General features: G+C 40.6%; 19 protein-coding genes. All 19 read left to right on the top strand.

Going from position 1 to position 18424, the window contains the following annotated elements:
• Positions 1-24: 24 nt before the first annotated feature.
• The 19 genes from fliM to ACZ1GV_RS08725 all read left to right on the top strand — a co-directional run bounded on the left by fliM (position 25) and on the right by ACZ1GV_RS08725 (position 18416).
• Entirely contained in the window at positions 25-1092 is a 1068-nt protein-coding gene (gene fliM, locus ACZ1GV_RS08815) for a flagellar motor switch protein FliM (protein ID WP_472673840.1), read from the top strand.
• 31 nt (positions 1093-1123) lie between these two features.
• On the top strand, positions 1124-1510 hold the full coding sequence (fliN, locus tag ACZ1GV_RS08810; protein ID WP_210562105.1) for a flagellar motor switch protein FliN: 387 nt from the start codon (positions 1124-1126) through the stop codon (positions 1508-1510).
• A gap of 70 nt (positions 1511-1580) precedes the next feature.
• Positions 1581-1949 carry a flagellar biosynthetic protein FliO gene (fliO, locus tag ACZ1GV_RS08805; RefSeq protein WP_210562106.1) on the top strand — a complete coding sequence of 123 codons (369 nt, stop codon included), beginning with the start codon at positions 1581-1583 and terminating at the stop codon, positions 1947-1949.
• Positions 1950-1973: 24 nt separating this feature from the next.
• Positions 1974-2726: a flagellar type III secretion system pore protein FliP gene (gene fliP, locus ACZ1GV_RS08800; RefSeq protein WP_472673839.1), complete on the top strand. Its 753-nt coding sequence runs from the start codon at positions 1974-1976 to the stop codon at positions 2724-2726.
• A gap of 11 nt (positions 2727-2737) precedes the next feature.
• On the top strand, positions 2738-3007 hold the full coding sequence (gene fliQ / locus ACZ1GV_RS08795) for a flagellar biosynthesis protein FliQ (protein ID WP_210562108.1): 270 nt from the start codon (positions 2738-2740) through the stop codon (positions 3005-3007).
• 8 nt (positions 3008-3015) lie between these two features.
• Positions 3016-3789 carry a flagellar biosynthetic protein FliR gene (fliR, locus tag ACZ1GV_RS08790; protein ID WP_210562109.1) on the top strand — a complete coding sequence of 258 codons (774 nt, stop codon included), beginning with the start codon at positions 3016-3018 and terminating at the stop codon, positions 3787-3789.
• Between the two features lie 11 nt (positions 3790-3800).
• Positions 3801-4931 carry a flagellar biosynthesis protein FlhB gene (gene flhB / locus ACZ1GV_RS08785; RefSeq protein WP_472673838.1) on the top strand — a complete coding sequence of 377 codons (1131 nt, stop codon included), beginning with the start codon at positions 3801-3803 and terminating at the stop codon, positions 4929-4931.
• Positions 4932-5012: 81 nt separating this feature from the next.
• Complete coding sequence (gene flhA, locus ACZ1GV_RS08780; RefSeq protein WP_472673837.1) at positions 5013-7115, top strand: flagellar biosynthesis protein FlhA; 2103 nt, start codon at positions 5013-5015, stop codon at positions 7113-7115.
• 22 nt (positions 7116-7137) lie between these two features.
• Complete coding sequence (gene flhF / locus ACZ1GV_RS08775; protein ID WP_472673836.1) at positions 7138-8691, top strand: flagellar biosynthesis protein FlhF; 1554 nt, start codon at positions 7138-7140, stop codon at positions 8689-8691.
• Positions 8684-9538: a MinD/ParA family ATP-binding protein gene (locus ACZ1GV_RS08770; RefSeq protein WP_210562113.1), complete on the top strand. Its 855-nt coding sequence runs from the start codon at positions 8684-8686 to the stop codon at positions 9536-9538. The genes flhF and ACZ1GV_RS08770 overlap by 8 nt, the downstream gene beginning before the upstream one ends.
• A gap of 10 nt (positions 9539-9548) precedes the next feature.
• On the top strand, positions 9549-10274 hold the full coding sequence (locus ACZ1GV_RS08765) for an RNA polymerase sigma factor FliA (protein ID WP_472673835.1): 726 nt from the start codon (positions 9549-9551) through the stop codon (positions 10272-10274).
• Positions 10275-10343: 69 nt separating this feature from the next.
• On the top strand, positions 10344-10727 hold the full coding sequence (cheY, locus tag ACZ1GV_RS08760; RefSeq protein ID WP_210562115.1) for a chemotaxis response regulator CheY: 384 nt from the start codon (positions 10344-10346) through the stop codon (positions 10725-10727).
• Positions 10728-10744: 17 nt separating this feature from the next.
• Positions 10745-11488 carry a protein phosphatase CheZ gene (locus ACZ1GV_RS08755; RefSeq protein WP_472673834.1) on the top strand — a complete coding sequence of 248 codons (744 nt, stop codon included), beginning with the start codon at positions 10745-10747 and terminating at the stop codon, positions 11486-11488.
• A gap of 17 nt (positions 11489-11505) precedes the next feature.
• Complete coding sequence (locus tag ACZ1GV_RS08750) at positions 11506-13674, top strand: chemotaxis protein CheA (protein ID WP_472673833.1); 2169 nt, start codon at positions 11506-11508, stop codon at positions 13672-13674.
• Positions 13675-13684: 10 nt separating this feature from the next.
• Positions 13685-14893, top strand: coding sequence for a protein-glutamate methylesterase/protein-glutamine glutaminase (locus ACZ1GV_RS08745; protein ID WP_472673832.1), 1209 nt, complete (start codon positions 13685-13687; stop codon positions 14891-14893).
• Entirely contained in the window at positions 14886-15635 is a 750-nt protein-coding gene (locus tag ACZ1GV_RS08740; protein WP_472673831.1) for a flagellar motor protein, read from the top strand. The genes ACZ1GV_RS08745 and ACZ1GV_RS08740 overlap by 8 nt, the downstream gene beginning before the upstream one ends.
• Before the next feature lie 12 nt (positions 15636-15647).
• On the top strand, positions 15648-16625 hold the full coding sequence (locus tag ACZ1GV_RS08735) for an OmpA family protein (RefSeq protein ID WP_210562120.1): 978 nt from the start codon (positions 15648-15650) through the stop codon (positions 16623-16625).
• Positions 16626-16633: 8 nt separating this feature from the next.
• On the top strand, positions 16634-17401 hold the full coding sequence (locus ACZ1GV_RS08730) for a ParA family protein (protein WP_472673830.1): 768 nt from the start codon (positions 16634-16636) through the stop codon (positions 17399-17401).
• 4 nt (positions 17402-17405) lie between these two features.
• Positions 17406-18416 carry a chemotaxis protein CheW gene (locus tag ACZ1GV_RS08725; protein ID WP_472673829.1) on the top strand — a complete coding sequence of 337 codons (1011 nt, stop codon included), beginning with the start codon at positions 17406-17408 and terminating at the stop codon, positions 18414-18416.
• Positions 18417-18424: the final 8 nt, after the last annotated feature.

The raw sequence follows: 18424 nt of genomic DNA, 5'->3' as shown, positions 1-18424 counted from the left end.
AGCTAATTTAATTAAGAGAAAACTATGACTGATTTACTGTCACAAGACGAAATTGACGCGCTACTCCACGGTGTCGATGACGTTGAAGAAGAAGAGATAGATGAGGATAGCGGCGGTGGCCGTGGCATGTCCGACTATGACTTTTCTTCGCAAGATAGAATTGTCCGAGGTCGTATGCCAACACTTGAGTTGGTTAACGAACGCTTTGCTCGACATATGCGAATCAGTCTGTTCAACATGATGCGCCGCACTGCAGAAGTGTCAATAAATGGTGTACAAATGATCAAGTTTGGTGAGTACATACATACGCTATTTGTACCAACAAGCTTAAATATGGTTCGTTTTCGTCCTTTAAAGGGAACTGGGTTAATTACAATGGAGGCGCGACTTGTCTTCATTTTAGTGGACAACTTCTTTGGTGGTGATGGTCGTTACCATGCAAAAATTGAAGGACGCGAATTTACGCCTACCGAGCGTCGTATTATACAAATGCTCCTCAAGTTGATTTTTGAAGATTATAAAGAAGCCTGGTCCCCAGTAATGGATGTATCTTTTGAATATTTGGATTCAGAAGTAAACCCGGCAATGGCAAACATAGTGTCGCCAACAGAAGTTATTGTCATTAGCTCGTTTCATATTGAGCTAGATGGTGGCGGCGGTGACTTCCATGTTGCTTTACCATATTCAATGTTAGAGCCGATTAGAGAATTACTCGATGCTGGTGTTCAAAGTGACCGTGAAGATACTGATTATCGTTGGAGTAAAGCGCTGCGCGATGAAATAATGGATGTTCATGTTGACTTGCATACGCAATTACTCGAAATGCAACTGCCTCTTCATCAAGTAATGGATCTTAAAGATGGCGATATTATTCCTATTGAAATGCCAGAGTTCATTACCGTATTCATTGAAGAGTTACCAACCTATCGCGCTAAGTTAGGTCGCTGTAGAGATAATGTAGCACTGCAAATTGCAGAAAAAATAAAACGACCAGAATCGGCTAAGTCAGAAATGAACGTATTGACTAAAGGTGGCCGTCGCTTAGATGACGACTCAGAATTATTAGCACTTGAAGACGATTTAGAGCTTTAAGTGGTAGCAGAAAAACACAAGGGCATAAGTTATGAGTGAAGACCAAGATACTATGGACGAATGGGCAGCAGCGTTAGCTGAAGCTGAAGGTGATGATGTTCAGCCTGCCGAACTCGATGAGCTTACCGATACAAGTGGTAAATTGAATGAAGAAGAGTCGGGTAAATTAGAAACGATACTTGATATTCCTGTAAACATTTCGATGGAAGTGGGTCGCAGTAAAATCAGCATTCGTAATTTATTACAGCTAAACCAAGGCTCTGTTGTTGAGCTTGATCGCGTTGCCGGTGAGCCGCTAGATGTACTAGTAAATGGTACGCTAATCGCACATGGTGAAGTGGTTGTGGTCAATGATAAATTTGGTATTCGTTTAACAGATGTGATCAGCCAAATTGAAAGAATTAAAAAGCTCCGCTAATAAAGTCCTAACGGGACTGCTTGTTAGTAGTTGTTGGTCTGCCACCGCAGCTACCACAGGTAAGTCCTCCGTGGCCTCTAATCCAAACTTAAGTTCGCCCACTGACGGTGCCTTGCTTCCTATGTTAATGGCATTAATAGCCATTGTTGTTGTTATCTATCTAACGGCTTGGGTTGCTAAAAAGTTTAATCTAACGCCTCATCAAAGTAATCACATGAAAACGATTACCAGCCTATCACTGGGCGGAAGAGAGCGTATTGTCATTATTGAAATTCAAAATCAACAGTATGCTATTGGGGTTACACCTAATAGTGTGAACACTTTATTTAAGCTCGATGAAAATATAACGCCAACTAGCTTTTCGGTTCCCGATAATAAATTACTTAACAAATTAACTGAATTGCTGAACAATGGACTTCCAAAAGCTAAAAAAAACTAATTATTTAAAGGACCTGCAGAGTCTATGAAAGTATTCGCCTCAATTTTTGTTATCTTTCTATTGGCGTTTGTACCAGATGTAATGGCTGATAGTGGGGCAATTTCTGCTGTGACCGTCACTGACAACCCCGACGGTAGCAAAGAGTACAGCATAACTTTGCAAGTCTTAGCTATGATGACGGCGTTGAGTTTTATCCCTGCCATCGTCATGTTAATGACCTCATTTACTCGTATCATTGTTGTTTTAGCTATTCTTCGTCAAGCCTTAGGCTTGCAGCAAACACCAAACAGTCAGTTGCTTGTCGGCATGTCTTTATTTCTGAGCTTTTTTATCATGGCGCCGGTATTTGATGAAATCCACCAAAATGCAGTAGAACCTTACCTTAACGAAGAAATTACCTCATTACAGGCCTATGATATAGCTAAAGTGCCAATGCGAGAGTTTATGTTAGCTCAAACTCGAATATCTGACCTTGAAACCTTTGCTGAAATTGCCGGTTACACAGAAGTTGATAGCCCCGATGATCTACCTTTAACGGTAATTATTCCTTCTTTTGTAACATCTGAATTAAAAACGGCCTTTCAAATAGGCTTTATGTTTTTTATACCATTTTTGATAATAGACTTAGTTGTTGCATCGGTACTGATGGCGATGGGTATGATGATGCTATCGCCAATGATAGTGTCGTTACCATTTAAGCTCATGATGTTTGTTTTAGTAGATGGCTGGACCTTAGTTATGGGCACCTTGGCAAAAAGCTTTGGTCTTGGAACTTAGGGGGAATACTTATGACACCTGAAGTATTTGTAGACATTCTTAGGGAAGCTCTTTGGTTAATCATTATTTTGGTCGCCATAATGGTTGTACCAGGTTTAATTGTTGGTTTGATCGTGGCGGTATTTCAGGCTGCTACATCAATCAATGAACAAACGCTTAGTTTTTTGCCACGACTTATTGTTACTTTGCTTGCCTTGATGATGGCTGGGCATTGGATAACGGCGATGATTATGGACTTTACTTGGCAACTCGTTGAACGAATACCGTCGATTATAGGCTAACCAACATCATGGATGCCTTGCTGCAACAAATCATGCAATACCAGGCAGACTTACTGCTCCCATTTGCTCGTATCTCAGCCATGATGATGATAATGATAGCCATTGGTGGTAAGACAATACCTGGTCCAATAAAAACCGCTTATGCAGTCGCGTTTACGATCATGGTAATGCCAGTGTTGCCTCCGTCTACGTTTACAAATTTATTTTCATTTGAAATGGGCATTAGAGTTTTTCAACAAATCATGATTGGTAGTGCAATTGGATTTGTTTCCGTCGTGTTTCTCCAGGTTTTTGTTGTTGCGGGTCAAGCAATCGCGATGCAGTCAGGTTTAGGTTTTGCATCTATGGTTGACCCTACAAACGGTTTGAGTGTTCCCGCCGTTGGTCAATTCTATTTGATACTATCTACTTTAATGTTTTGGTCCATTGATGGTCATTTAGCCATGATGCAAATGGTTGTTAAGAGTTTCTACGTGTTACCCATTTCAGATGTTTGGTTTGCTACAGGTAAATTCTATGATTTGGTGTTATTTGGCGGCTGGATGTTTGCAGCTGCATTAATACTGGCATTAGCGCCTTTAATCGCTATGCTGGTGATCAATTTAAGTTTTGGCATTATGACTCGTGCTGCGCCGCAACTTAATATATTTTCAATTGGTTTCCCATTCACCATGATGTCTGGTTTGATTGTAATGTGGTTAACATTAGAGAATTTTGTCTTTCATTTTGATAAAAATTGGCAGCGGTCTATTGAAATGATGTGTACCTTGATTGGCTGTTAAAGTAGAGCAATATGGCAGAAGAATCAGATCAAGAAAAAACAGAAGAACCCACGGCCAAGCGTCTCGAAGACGCTCGAAAAAAAGGTCAAATTGCGCGTTCTAAAGAGCTAGGTACAACAGGTGTGCTGGTGGCAAGTGCTGCGGCTATGTTGATGTTTGGTGACACGCTGGGGAAAAAGCTACTTGAAGTTATGTCTAGCCAATTTTCGTTAGACAGAGACGATGCTTTTGATCCAACTAAGATGTTTACCGTATTTGGCGATGTGATCATGCATATTGCTGGGCCACTAGTTGGTATATTTGCACTTATTTTAGTTGCGGCATTTGTTTCAAATAGTCTGTTGGGGGGCATTAATTTTAGTTGGGAAGCTATGGCTCCCAAGCTCTCTAAGATGTCGCCATTAAAAGGCTTTAAGCGCATGTTTGGTCCGCAAGCAGCTGTTGAGTTAATAAAGTCGATATTAAAAGTTGCTGTTGTAGCGTCTGTGGCAATTTTACTCATTAATACTTTTTTGCTCGATATATTGTATTTGAGTTTAGAAGACTTGCCAGGAAACACGTACGATGCCAGTGAACTGTTAGCATGGATATTTTTAGGCTTGTGTTGTTCTACAATTGTTATTTCTATTGTTGATGTACCGTTTCAAAAGTGGAATCACAACAAGCAATTAAAAATGACCAAACAAGAAATCAAAGACGAATACAAAAGTACTGAGGGTAACCCTGAAATAAAAGGTCGAATCCGTCAAACCCAACGGGAAATATCGCAACGCCGTATGATGGCTGAAGTACCTACGGCTGATGTCGTAGTAACAAACCCAACGCACTATTCTGTTGCTATTAAGTACGATACAGAAAAATCAAATGCACCGTTTGTTGTTGCAAAAGGCGCAGACTTAATAGCCATGCATATTAGAAAAATAGCAAAAGAACGTGAAGTGCCAATGATTGAAACACCAATGCTAACGCGTTCTATTTATTACACCACTGATATTAACCAAGAAATACCAGAACAACTATTTGTAGCTGTGGCGCAAGTGCTTGCCTACGTTTATCAATTAGACATGTATGAACAGGGTAAAGGCAGCAAACCGCAACCAATTGATCAAAATCCAGATATCCCACCTGAATTGCGTTATTAACACTCAGTCATTTTGTTGACATACAATTTGGCCTAAACATTGCTGAAAGCACTATAACTTAGGTGTTTTTTGGTTGTTGTGATGGAATTAACTGCAAAATTTAATCAGCTTTTTAATAAAGAAAATACTAAATATATTAATGGTTTAGGTGCGCCGATTTTTATTTTGGCGGCGTTGGCTATGGTAATATTACCGCTACCAGCTTTGATGCTCGACATCTTATTCTCGTTTAATATCGCGTTAGCTCTCGTAATTCTGCTCGTTACTGTCTACACCCTTAAACCACTTGATTTTGGTGCTTTTCCCTCGGTTATATTAATCGCGACTGTATTACGACTTGCTTTGAACGTCGCTTCAACTCGAATTGTCTTGTTAGAAGGCCACCAGGGTGGTGATGCCGCAGGTAAAGTTATAGAAGCTTTTGGTAGTGTCGTAATCGGCGGAAACTATGCCGTTGGTTTAGTAGTGTTCGCTATTCTGGTTATTATAAACTTTGTTGTAGTTACCAAAGGTGCAGGTCGTATTTCTGAGGTTACTGCGCGTTTTACCTTAGACGCAATGCCAGGTAAACAAATGGCGATAGATGCCGACTTAAATGCAGGCTTTATCACCCCAGAACAAGCAAAGGCGCGACGAGAAGAAATAGGCAAAGAAGCAGACTTCTACGGCTCAATGGATGGTGCGTCAAAGTTTGTTAAAGGTGATGCGATTGCAGGTATCATTATTCTTTTCATTAACATTATCGGTGGTTTATTCATCGGTATGATCCAGCATGACTTGTTGTTTGGCGAAGCGGTAGAGATTTATACAATTTTAACGATTGGTGATGGTTTGGTTGCTCAAATACCAGGTCTGTTATTATCAATCGGTACTGCTATTGTCGTTACTCGTCAAAATACTGACCAAGAAATGGGGCAGCAATTCTCAACTCAGCTTGGTACAGAAAAAGTTCTTTATGTTGCAGGCGGGGTGTTGTTATCTATGGGATTAGTGCCTGGCATGCCGCATCTTACCTTTTTAGGTTTTGGTGCAATGTTAGTTGCGACCGCTTATTTTGTGAATAAAAAAGCGACAGAAGCCGCCAAACAAGCTGAAAAAGCCGAATCAGAAACGCCACTTGAATCACCTCATGAAGCCGCTGAAAACAAAGATGTAAGCTGGGATGACGTTAATCATGTTGACACTATCGGCTTAGAAGTTGGCTACCGTCTTATCCCGTTAGTAGACAAGGGCCAAGGTGGTGAGTTGTTATCAAGAATTAAAGGTGTGCGTCGTAAGCTGAGTCAAGAATTTGGCTTTTTAGTTCCGGCCGTTCATATTCGCGATAATTTAGACTTAGATCCGAATGTTTATAGAATCACGTTAATGGGCGTAACGATAGGGGAAGCGGAAATTCGTCATGACCGTGACTTGGCAATTAACCCAGGGCAAGTGTTTGGAAAAGTCGAAGGTATTGAAACGGTGGATCCAGCCTTTGGTCTAGAAGCCGTGTGGATTGAAAACACTAATAGAGACAAAGCTCAGAGCTTAGGCTACACAGTGGTTGACGCTGCAACTGTAGTTGCTACGCATATAAGCCAACTGTTAACTAATAACGCAGCTCAATTATTAGGCCACGAAGAAACACAGAATCTTTTAGAAATGATCCAGAAAAACTATCCAAAATTAGTCGATGGTTTGGTTCCAGAGATGTTGTCGTTGTCGGTATTAACCAAGGTACTGCAAAACCTTTTAAGCGAAAACGTGACGATTCGCGATATGCGCTCAATCATCCAAACCTTGGTTGAATACGCACCTAAGAGCCAAGATCCTGATGTTTTAACAGCAGCATGCCGAATTTCACTAAGAAGATTTATCGTTCAAGATATCGCCGGTTCGACTAATGAAATCCCTGTCATAACCTTGGCGCCTGAGTTGGAACAGATGTTGCAACAGTCCCTGCAGTCAGCTGGAAATGAAGGCGCTGGCATTGAACCTGGTCTTGCAGAGCGAATTCAAACATCTCTTGCAGACGCCCACAGGACTCAAGAATTATCAGGTGAGCCGTCAATTTTATTGACCTCGGGAATGTTACGAAGTGTGTTATCACGTTTTGTTAAACATAGCTTACCAGGCATGGTTATCTTGTCTTATCAAGAAATACCGGAAGAAAAACAAATTAAGATTGTCAGTTCAGTTGGTTAGAGCTGTTTGACGGAGGTTTAAAGTGAAAATTAAGCGTTATTTTGCAAAAGATATGAGAACGGCACTTACTCAAGTGAAAGAAGAGCTAGGTCCTGATGCTGTAATTATGTCGAATAAAAAAACCGCTACCGGTGTTGAAATCGTCGCTGCGATTGATGCCGACGCTAAGCCTGCCGTTCCGTCGACAGCTACTACGACTGCTCAGATGCCTAACAGTACTGATTCTACTAGTCGATTCGATGGCCCGAATGCAGAAGGTGCAGCTAAAATCGCGAGTTCACTTGAAGAGTTACTTAAGCGTCAAAGGGCTGATAACGCTGGTAAGCCTGATACTTACCAGCCAGCCCAACCTTCAATACAATCTCAGCCTCACTTTCAACAGCAGGCTCAAACACCAGCAAGGTTATCTCAAGGCACTGATTTGTCTAACCAACAAAAGTCAGAGCTGGCAACACAAGCATTATCCCAGCAAGCAGAATCAGAGTTTGAACAATGGTTAAACCGTGCTCGCAATACCGTACAAGACCAATCACAAGAAATTCACAGTTCGCCACTGAACGTTAATCCATCTTTTAACAATGATGTTAACCAACAAACGCAAGCACAAGTTCATTCAAATTCTAATGTAGTGCAGGGGCAATTTGATCAGCAATTATCTGACTTAAAAAGCGAAATGAATTCAATTAAAGAATTACTGAAACATCAAGTTTCAGCGCTAATGTTACAAGATGCAGATCGTAAAACACCGGTAAAATCTATGTTAATTAAAAAATTAAATAACATGGGGTTGTCTTCAAAAGTAGCAGAACATCTATCTCACTTTATTAGTGATGACTTAGAAGCTCAGCAAGCTTGGCCTAAAATGCTTGAATTACTAACCGAGCAGCTAAACACAACAGATAATGAAATCATTAAACGTGGTGGTGTTTATTCTCTTGTTGGTCCTACCGGCGTCGGTAAAACAACGACGATTGCTAAGTTAGCAGCGCGATTTGCACAAATTCATGGTGCTGACAAAGTTGGTCTTATAACGACCGACACGTTCAGAATTGGAGCTCTTGAGCAACTTGGTACGTATGCAAAAATTTTGGGTTGCCCACTAAAGCAAGCAAAAAATACTGAAGAACTTTCAGAAGCTATCTACCAATTACGAGATAAAAAGCTATTGTTAATAGATACAGCCGGCATGAGTCAAAGAGATATTAAATTGACGGAACGTTTGAATCATTTATTAACAAAATCAAGAGTTAATATTAAGAATTATTTAGTACTTTCTGCAACGTCTCAAATGAGTGTTTTGCACGAAAGTGTGCAACATTTTAAAACAATTCCACTGTCTGGCTGTATCTTTACTAAAATAGATGAGTCTTTAAGCTTAGGTGAGTTAATTAGTGTTGCAATCCATAATCGTTTGCCAATTGGTTATTTAACCAACGGTCAACGGGTCCCTGAGGACATAAGGGTTGCAAATGCACAGAAAATTGTGCAAAAAGCTAATCAGCTATTTGAACTTAAAGAAAAAGTTTCTCATAAAAATAATAAGGTAGTGCCAAAAGCAGTGGGCATGTATGATTAAAAATATTACTTCCGATCAAGCTAGTGGTTTACGAAATATGTCGATGGCCAAAAAAACAAAAGTTATTGCGGTGACAGGTGGAAAGGGCGGAGTGGGTAAAACCAGCGTATCGCTAAATACAGCAATTGCTTTGGCGCAAACAGGACTTAACGTACTTGTACTTGATGCTGACTTAGGTTTAGCAAATTGTGATGTTATGTTGGGCTTACGTGTTCACAAAAACCTCTCCCATGTGTTGTCAGGTGAAGCCGAGCTAGACGATATTCTGGTAGAAGGTCCAAGTGGAATAAAAATAGTGCCTGCAACGTCAGGTTCTATTGATATGGTTGAATTATCCCCGGCTCAACATGCTGGTCTCATTAGAGCGTTTAGCGAAATGAGAACACCTGTAGATGTATTTATTGTCGATACAGCTGCCGGCATATCAGACATGGTGTTATCTTTCTCTAGGGCTTCTCATGAAGTTCTCTGCGTTGTATGTGACGAACCTACATCAATTACTGATGCTTACGCTTTAATTAAAATTTTGAATCGAGATCATGGTGTTAGCCGCTTTAAAGTTGTTGCCAATATGGTAAGGACAATTAAAGAAGGGCAGGACTTATTCAAAAAATTGACTATGGTTACAGATAGGTTTTTAGATGTAACTTTGGAATTAACAGCTATTATTCCATTTGACGATAATTTAAGAAAAGCAGTGCGACGTCAAAAAGCGATCGTAGATGCATTTCCTCGTTCTCCTTCAGCAGTAGCGTTTAAAACGTTGGCTGCTAAAATCAATAAGTGGCCCACGCCATCACATGCGTCGGGTAACTTGGAATTTTTTTTAGAGCAACTGGTCAACTAAGAGGTCTCTGTTGAACAATAAAGTAGCAACTGCCTACGAAGCTCAACAAACACTATCGAATGTAGTGGAAAAACATTCTGTATTGGTAAAAAGGATTGCTCACCATTTAGCAGCTCGACTGCCTGATAGTGTTTTGGTTGATGATTTGATTCAGGCTGGCATGATAGGTCTAATCGAAGCTTCGAAAAACTTTGATCATAGCAAAGGCGCTAGTTTTGAAACCTATGCGGGTATTCGAATTAGGGGTTCTATGCTTGATGAAATGCGAAGAGGCGATTGGACACCGAGGTCGGTCCATAGAAATTCTAGAATGGTTGCTGAAAGAATATCTCAATTAGAGTCTTCACTTGGTCGTGATGTGAAAGACATTGAGGTGGCCGAGTCTCTTGGTGTTTCCATCGATCAGTACCATCAAATGTTAAAAGAAGCGACTAACGGTAAAATCTTAGGAATGGAAGATCTTGGCGTTAGTGATGATATTATTGCCCCAGCAAGTGAAATTGGTCGTGATTTAACGTATGGTGGCATTGAAAAAAGTGCGTTTAACGCAAGTCTAGCCAATACGATTAAAACCTTGCCAGAACGAGAAGCAATGATTTTATCACTTTATTATGATGATGAGCTAAATTTAAGAGAAATCGGTGAAGTTCTTAACGTTAGTGAGTCCAGAGTGAGCCAAATTCATAGCCAAGCACTTGTTCGCTTAAAGTCAAGATTAAAAGATTGGTTGATTTAACTTGTATAATGGCGATTTTTATCAATAATAATTACTGTAAATTAATAATTTACCTCACTGGAGGATGCTTTGAATAAGAATATGAAAATTCTGGTTGTTGATGACTTTTCAACAATGAGAAGAATCATCAAAAACCTTCTTCGTGACTTAGGCTTTACTAATGTCTCAGAAGCAGATGATGGCAGCACAGCGTTGCCAATGTTACAAAACGGTGACTTCGACTTTGTTGTTACTGACTGGAATATGCCAGGTATGCAAGGCATTGACTTGCTACGTGAAATTCGTAAAGACGACAAACTAAAGCATATGCCGGTGATGATGGTAACAGCAGAAGCTAAGAAAGAGCAGATTGTTGCTGCAGCGCAAGCAGGTGTAAACGGCTACATTGTGAAACCATTCACGGCTGCTACGCTGAAAGGCAAGCTTGATAAAATCTTCGAACGTTTAGAATAATCTGATAAGGGGTCATTATGTCTGAAGAGACTAACCCGCAGATTTCGTTGGAAGACGCAAAAGCGCTAGTTGAAGCGCTTGAGGCTGGAGACAATACTTCTGCTAACAAAATATTACGTGAAGTTACAAGCAAAGAGCATAGTGAGCTGTTTGGTGAGGTTGGGAAGTTAACAAGACAACTTCACGACTCGTTAAGTAATTTTCAGTTAGACCCTAAGATTGCTAACTTAGCGACAGACGATATCCCTGATGCGAAAGAGCGTCTAAACTATGTTATGAAAGTAACAGAAGACGCAGCTAATAAAACGATGGACGCCATAGATGAAGGCCTCCCTCTAACTGATAAGATTAATAGTGACATTGTAAGACTTAAACCAGAGTGGGATAAGTTAATGCAGCGTCAAATTGAATTGGGCGAGTTCAAAAGTTTGTGTTATTCCATAAATGAATTTATGGAAGGCGCAGAAGCTGACACCGCTAAGATTCATGCAATTATGACTGAAATTCTGTTGGCTCAAGATTTTCAAGATTTAACTGGTCAGGTAATCAAACGAGTTATAGAACTTGTTAAAGATGTTGAAGAAAGCCTGATTCACTTGTTAACTGTATTTGGTGAACCGAATCAAAAATCCGTTAATGAAGTGAAGAAACCAGTCGATAACAATGGGGCTGAAGGACCAATTATTGATGCAGAGACGCGTGAAGACGCAGTTTCGAATCAGGACGAAGTAGACGACCTATTGTCTAGTTTAGGCTTTTAAATTAGGGGAGATGCCGAATGGCATTGGACGTGGATCAAGAAATACTACAAGATTTCTTAATTGAAGCAGCAGAAATATTAGAGTTGCTTTCTGAAGAATTAGTTGAACTGGAAAACGATCCAGAGAACGCTGATTTATTAAACTCTATATTTCGAGGTTTTCATACCGTAAAAGGTGGTGCCGGGTTTTTAGCATTGACTAATCTTGTTGATGCTTGTCATGGCGCAGAAAACGTGTTTGATATTTTGAGAACCGGTAAACGAAGCGTAACGCCAGAGTTAATGGACGTTATTTTGCAAGCACTTGATACTGTCAATGAGATGTTTGAGCAGGTCAAGGCTGGTGATCAGCCAGAGCCGGCAGCTCCAGAATTGCTTGCTGCACTCCACCACTATTGCTCCCCAGCCGACGAAGAGCCAGCGGTCGAAGCTGAGCCTGCGGCAACAGATGACGACTTTTTTGATATTGATGCGATGGATGAGTCTTCTGCCCAAGATAACTCAGTTGAAGAGTTCACAGAAGACGAATTTGAAGCTCTTTTAGATGAGTTGCATGGTAAAGCGGACGAGAAGCCTCCTGAAAATGCCAAGTCTATGTTTGATAGTGGCGATGACATCAGTGATGATGAATTTGAGTCTTTATTAGATGAATTACACGGCAAAGGCTCGTTTAAGGTAGAAGATACAAAGCAGCCTTCTGCTCCGCCAGCAAAAGCTCCTGGTAGTGAATTTGCAAGCGGTGACGAGATCACAGACGATGAATTCGAAGCTCTACTTGACGATATTCATGGGAAAGGTGGTGGTCCTACAGCTAAGGCTCCTGCAGCCAGTGCAGCACCTAAGTCTGAAGCACCTAAAGCTGAACCTCCAAAGCCTACACCGGCGCCTAAGGCTCCAGCTGCAAAACCTGCAGCACCTAAAGCAACTGTAACGCCAGCGGCTAAACCTCCTGCGCCAGCAGCTAAACCAGCTGACAAAAAAGCCGCTGCTCCAGCTGAAACGACTGTTCGTGTAGACACAAAACGTCTAGACGAAATTATGAATATGGTCGGCGAGCTAGTACTTGTTCGCAACCGCTTGGTAAGTCTAGGTGTAAACTTTGGCTCAGACGAAGCGATGACAAAAGCGATTGGTAATTTAGACGTTGTTACTGGAGATCTTCAAGGTGCCGTAATGAAAACGCGGATGCAACCAATTAAGAAAGTTTTTGGTCGTTTCCCACGCGTTGTTCGAGATTTAGCGCGTACCTTAAACAAAGAGATAACGCTAGAGTTGGTCGGTGAAGAGACTGATCTAGATAAGAATTTAGTAGAAGCATTAGCAGATCCGCTAGTCCATTTAGTCCGCAACTCCGTTGACCATGGTATTGAAATGCCTAATGACCGAGAAGCTGCGGGTAAGAAAAGAATGGGTATGGTTAGGCTATCGGCTTCACAAGAAGGTGATCATATTTTACTTACCATTGAAGATGATGGTAAAGGAATGGACCCTGAAAGATTAAAAGAAATAGCGATTAACAAAGGGGTTCTTGACCCTGATGCAGCACAACGATTATCGGATAAAGAAGCATACAGCCTGATTTTTGCCCCAGGGTTTTCTACAAAAGAAGAGATCTCTGACATATCTGGTCGTGGCGTTGGTATGGACGTTGTTAAAACAAAGATAACGCAGCTAAATGGCTCTGTTGAAATTAATTCAGAGTTAGGCAAAGGTACAACGTTAGAAATCAAAGTCCCACTTACTTTAGCAATACTACCAACGTTAATGGTTGTTGTTGGAGGCTTAATATTTGCGTTACCACTTTCTACTGTTAATGAAATTATTCATTTAGACTTAACAAAAACCAATATTGTTGATGGTCAGCAAACGGTAATTGTTAGAAATAAAGCAATTCCATTATTTTATTTGGAAGATTGGTTAATAAAATCATCTAAAAACGGTGCAAATAGAAGTGATAACAAAGGTCATGTTGTTGTAATTCAGATTGGTGTCCAACAAGTTGGTTTTGTTGTTGACTCTTTGATTGGCCAAGAAGAAGTGGTTATAAAACCTCTAGATGCAATGCTTCAAGGTACACCTGGCATGGCTGGCGCAACAATTACCTCTGACGGTGGCATCGCGCTTATCTTTGATGTCCCTAATTTACTTAAGCATTATGCTAAACGTTCAAACTTAAGGTTTAAATAATAATTAAATAATGACCATTAAAGTTCTTGTTGTAGACGACTCGGCGTTTTTTCGACGCCGAGTAACGGAAATTCTGAATGCCCATACGGAACTAGAAGTAATTGGTGATGCATCTAACGGAAAAGATGCTATTTCTCAGACAGCGTTGCTTAAACCAGACGTTGTTACAATGGATATCGAGATGCCAGTTATGGATGGTATTACTGCTGTTCGTGAAATTATGGCGGCAACACCTACCCCTATAATCATGTTTTCTTCACTGACACATGATGGCGCAAAAGCGACATTAAATGCACTTGAAGCTGGTGCATTAGACTTTCTTCCCAAACGTTTTGAAGATATAGCCAAAAATAAAACCGAAGGTATTCAACTTTTACAAGACCGTGTTTTGCAACTAGGTAAAAAAAGGTCTGCCCCTCGAAATATTAGTAGCGCAACAGTTAGTCGAAGTGAGTTAGCACCGGCAAATCGTCCGGTATCGAGAATTTCACCCACGACTCGAACGAATAAAGTTGAACCCAAAGCCAGTGATAAACCTTCATTAGTCGAGCGTACTCGAGCTAGGTTAGCTAGGCAACCAGTGCCTAAAGAGCCGGTAACACCAATTACACGAACTAAACATCTTAGGGCATCAGGAAAGAGTTATAAGCTTTTGGCTATAGGCACATCAACCGGTGGCCCTGTTGCACTTCAAACGGTGTTGTCAGAAATACCGGCAAATTACCCTTTGCCTATTATTATCGTCCAGCATATGCCCGCTGCATTTACGCCAGCTTTTGCTAGTCGTTTAAATACGCAATGTAAAATTTCAGTTTCAGAGGCAACAACTGGAGACGTATTAAAACCAGGCCATGCCTATTTGGCGCCGGGTGGCAAACAAATGCTGCTAGAAAGCAGGGGTGGCAAAACAAATATTGTTATAAGAGATGATGATTCAGAGCGTTTGACGTACAAACCGAGTGTGGATTTATCCTTTGGAAGTGCAGCAAAAGCATATGGTGGAGAGGTTTTAGGCATAATATTAACTGGTATGGGTGCAGATGGGCGCGAAGGTTGCAGGATGTTAAAGCAACGAGGCGCAACAATTTGGGCCCAAGACGAAGATACCAGTGTTGTTTATGGCATGCCGCAAGCAGTAACCGTTGCCGGAATTGCGGAGCAAAATTTTGCACTAGACAAAATTGGTTCAGCAATTTTAAAGGAGACTTCTGGTGGATAGGTTAGCAATAGCGGGTGTAATGTTGGCGCTTGTAGCGGTAATTGGTGGATATGCGATTGAAGGTGGTGGTATCTCCGCTTTATTTCATTTCCCAGCTTTTATTATTGTTATTGGCGGCTCATTTGGTGCTGTGATGTTACAAACTCCGTCGACGTACTTTTATCAAGGTTTAAAAATGTTCGGCAATGTTTGGCATAAACAGCCGGTCGATTTTTATTCTGCACAGCAAATGATTACACGTTGGGCCGATATCTCGCGTCAAAAAGGTTTTTTGGCACTCGAAGACGACATTAATGGCCATGATGATGCCTTTATTAGGAAAGGGCTAGGCCTGTTGGTTGATGGTGTTGAATCTGATGTTATGAGAGCTTCTTTAGAGCTTGATATTGAACTAGATAGTGATCGACAATATCGCTCAGCTAGGATTTATGACGCCCTAGGCGGATACAGTCCAACGATAGGTATCATAGGTGCTGTTCTTGGTTTGATTCAAGCGATGGCCAATATTGACGATCCATCTGCTTTAGGGCATGGAATCGCAACCGCTTTTGTTGCCACCATTTACGGTGTCGGCGGAGCTAACCTCTTCTTTATTCCAGTGGCGCAGAAATTGCAATCCCAGATCGACAATGAAGTGTTATATCGAGAAATGATTGTGGAAGGTCTTTTGTGTGCAGCCAATGGTGAAAACCCCAATAGTATTGAGCGCAAATTAGAAGCCTATTCACGTGTCGCTGTATAGAGGGCGGAAGAAATGGCGAGAATTAGCAAGCGCTTAAAATCTAGGCAACAAGACAACTTAGATCGTTGGTTGGTTTCTTATGCTGACTACATGACGTTGATGTTTGCATTGTTTGTTGTCTTATACGCATTGTCGATAGTGAAAGAAAAGTCATTCGATACCCTCTCTCAATCTTTAGGTCAAATTTTTCATATTACAGGAGACAAAGGTAAAGGAACCGCGGGTGACGGGATCTTGACGAATCAAATAGCACAACAAGATGTATTTGATGGCAATTCGTTAAATGAAGAAAAAGGCCCTGAACTTACCGATCAAGAATTACTAATTAATGAGTCAAAAAATAAAAAGCTCGGCAATCCTTTGCAGGCTTTGAAACAAGACTTACAAACTGCACTAGTTGATGTTGCAGATACCGGCGATGCTAAACTAAAATTAAACGATGATTGGTTAACTATCGAGTTGTCTAGCGGCGTGTTATTTGCGTCAGGAAGCGCCACAGCAAACCCCCAAGCATTACCTATCATTCAAGAAGTCGCCAACTCCTTATCAGAAGTTAACAATTACGTTGAGGTTCGCGGTTATACAGACGACCTGTCAATAAATAATGAGATTTATTCTTCTAACTGGGAACTATCCGCAGCTCGAGCTGCTTCTATTACGAACTTACTTGAGCAGTTTGGAATTGTGCAAGATAGGTTAAGCATCAAAGCTAACGGTCCAAATGATCCAATTGCTAGTAACGAAAATGCCGAAGGCCGATCTCGTAATAGACGAGTTGTTATTGCTCTGTCGAAATATTCCTATTTACAGCCTAGGCCAGAAGAACCTAATAAACAGCAGCTACAGCAAAAGATTGCTGATAAATTTCCAAATGAGACTAATAATGGCAATGAATTACGAGTAATTCAGCTTCCTGGGGGCGGAATTCGAATCACTACTCGACAAGAGGCCGAGAATGAGCAAAAATCGAATAACGATGGAAACGAATAGGTTGTACGATGAAAGTTTGGACGGTAGCTAACCAAAAAGGTGGAGTAGGGAAGACGACCACTGTTATTACTTTGGGAGCAATTTTAGCTCAACAAGGTAAAAAGGTGCTTATGATAGACACCGATCCTCATGCCTCGCTGACTTATTATTTTGGTTTAGACTCTGAACAACTCGAGTTTGGTGTTTATGACGTATTTACTCGTTCCGACACGATGGACCAAGCATATTGGAATAAATGCACTTGGCAATCACCAGTACCAAATTTAGATATTCTTCCCGCCACCATGGCAATGGCAACGCTTGATGGGGTACTTAGTAAAAAATCCGGTATGGGATTGATTATTAAAAAAGCGCTCGCAAAATTTGCTACCGAATATGATCACGTAATCATAGATTGTCCGCCTATTTTAGGTGTATTAATGGTTAATGCATTAGCCGCCTGTGATAAGGTATTAATTCCAGTTCAAACTGAGTGTATGGCACTAAAAGGTTTAGAGCGGATGTACCGCACGATGGAGTTAATACAGTCATCACAATCTAAAGAATATGATGTGTGTATCATACCAACCATGTATGATAAAAGAACAAAAGCTTCTAAGGTTGCATACAAAGAATTAAATCACATGTATGCTAATAAAGTTTGGCAAGGTGTCATACCTATTGATACTAATTTTAGAACAGCTAGTATGGAACGGACACCATTACCAATATTTAACAAAAATTCTCGAGGCGTATTTGCCTATCAAGAACTATTAAAACAAATAGAGAATAATTGACGTTATGTTTGCCAGTGAAAATGTGATGAAGGATTATTTGGATCAGTTACTTACTGATGACACTGATAATCTGGAGCATAATAATAATAAACCGTTAAAAACGGTCACCCAAATAGAAGATGTTAAAACAACATCTACTAATCGCCTCGCAGAATCTAAATACAGTGCTAAAATTAAACAAGATTTTAGTAATGTAGAAGATTTACCTGAAAAAAATAAACTAAAATTAAAGCCTATAGAGAAAGCAATTGTTGCCGATAAAAGCTTGCCTGTTAAAGAGGTTGAGCCAGAGGTTAACTCTCTAGAGCAATTGTTACTTGCTGTTAGCATGCAGCAGCAAGAAGCCGAAGCACTAGCGCTCAAAGAGCAGCAAAATGCTTTAGTAGAAACACCAGTAGAAATACCAGTTGAAAAAGCTGCTGAAGTTGTTGTTGAACCGAAAGTTGAAACTGAATCTAAAGTTCAAGTTCAACCTAAAGTTACGGTTAGCACAGAAACTGCTGTTGAGTCTAAAGTAGAAATTGAAGCACAAGTACAACCGGCTATAACACCTTCAATTGACAAAATTGAAGAGCCTTTTCAGGCGTTGTTCTTTGAGGTAGCAGGCTTAGTGCTGGCTGTTCCATTACACGAACTTGGTGGTATTCATAATTTAGATGATGTTACCAGTTTATTTGGAAAACCCGACTGGTTTTTAGGTGTAATGGTAAACAGAGACAAAAAAATTAATGTTGTTGAGTCAGCCAAATGGGTCATGCCAGAAAAATATGATGACTCATTACAAGCAAAATTAGACTATAAATACTTAATTATGTTGGGTGAAAGTAATTGGGGTTTAGCGGCAGAAAAGCTCGTTACTACTGAGTATATAAAACCAGATGACGTTAAATGGCGTACTCAGCCTGGTAAGCGCCCATGGCTATTAGGCACGATTAAAGAAAAAATGTGTGCTTTATTGCATGTCAATGATTTAGTTGCCATGCTTGATAAAGGCATAAATGCACGACAAGAATAAAGTTATTC

This window comes from Psychrosphaera sp. HA2-10 (assembly GCF_055693745.1).
This window is presented reverse-complemented; position numbering and strand designations above follow the sequence as displayed.